Genomic DNA, 1,171 nt, shown 5'->3' on the forward strand with positions numbered 1-1,171 from the left:
CGGAGGCCGATATCGGTCTGGTGGGGTATGAGATGGCGTTGCTGGTGGATCGTGCCGGTACGGTTCTGACGCCCGACCTCCGCGCCGAACTCCAGGGGAGCCTGCTCAACTAGCAGATGACTTGTGCGGATTGGGGCCTCGCACCATAAGGTGCGGGGCGAGGTCGGGCGATGAGTTCGGCACCCGCTCGATGAGCGAAGGCAGTCGGAGGAGGAACTGTGGCAACGCCCCCAGGCGGACCATACGGTAACGAGTACCCGGCGCAGCCGCACGGCGGCGCGCGCCCGGGGCGTTTCAACTTCCCTTCGGCGCCGAGCGGTTCCCGCCCGCGCCCGACCCCGGAGCGGCGCACCCCACCGCCCCGCGAGCCCGGCCATGGCGCGGACGCCGGGCCCGCCTCGACACCGGGCGCGGCCCGCCCGCCGGGAGGCGGCTCCTCCGCGGGTGGCGGCGGCCAGGACGACTGGCAGCCGCCGGGGACCAGGCAGCCGGGCCACCACCAGAGGCGGCAGCTGGACAGCGAACTCCAGCAGCCCCTGGTGCGCCCGTACGCGATGACCGGTGGCCGCACGAGGCCGCGGTATCAGTTGGCCATCGAGGCGCTGGTGAGCACCACGGCGGATCCGGTGCAGCTCCAGGGGCAGCTGCCGGAGCACCAGCGGATCTGCCAGCTCTGCTACGAGGTCAAGTCCGTCGCCGAGGTGTCCGCGCTGCTCTCGCTCCCGCTGGGGGTGGCCCGGATTCTGGTGGCCGATCTCGCGGAGGCGGGCCTGGTCGCCATTCACCAGCCGGGTCATGACGGGGATCCCGGCGGTCAGCCTGATGTGACACTGCTCGAAAGGGTGCTCAGTGGACTTCGCAAACTCTAACGACGCCGGTCTGACCGCGCCGACGCCGTCCCGCTCCACGACCTCCGCGAAGATCGTGATCGCGGGTGGGTTCGGCGTGGGGAAGACCACGTTTGTGGGGTCGGTTTCGGAGATCAATCCGCTGCGGACCGAGGCGGTGATGACGTCCGCGTCTGCCGGGATCGACGATCTGACGCACACGAGCGGCAAGACGACGACCACCGTCGCGATGGACTTCGGTCGTATCACCCTGGACCAGGACCTGATCCTGTACCTGTTCGGTACGCCGGGTCAGGACCGTTTCTGGTTCATGTGGGACGACC

General features: G+C 69.8%; 2 protein-coding genes and 1 pseudogene. All 3 read left to right on the forward strand.

Annotation, left to right across the window (positions count from 1 at the left end; all coding sequences use genetic code 11):
* A pseudogene (locus ACYVPE_RS39805) lies at positions 1-113 on the forward strand (roadblock/LC7 domain-containing protein); the annotation flags it as partial.
* A gap of 105 nt (positions 114-218) precedes the next feature.
* Positions 219-869: a DUF742 domain-containing protein gene (locus tag ACYVPE_RS39810; RefSeq protein ID WP_461038729.1), complete on the forward strand. Its 651-nt coding sequence runs from the start codon at positions 219-221 to the stop codon at positions 867-869.
* On the forward strand, positions 850-1,171 hold a 322-nt coding region (locus tag ACYVPE_RS39815; protein WP_461038730.1), incomplete at its 3' end, for a GTP-binding protein. The genes ACYVPE_RS39810 and ACYVPE_RS39815, both read left to right, overlap by 20 nt.

The sequence above is a fragment of the Streptomyces mayteni genome, from assembly GCF_054783955.1.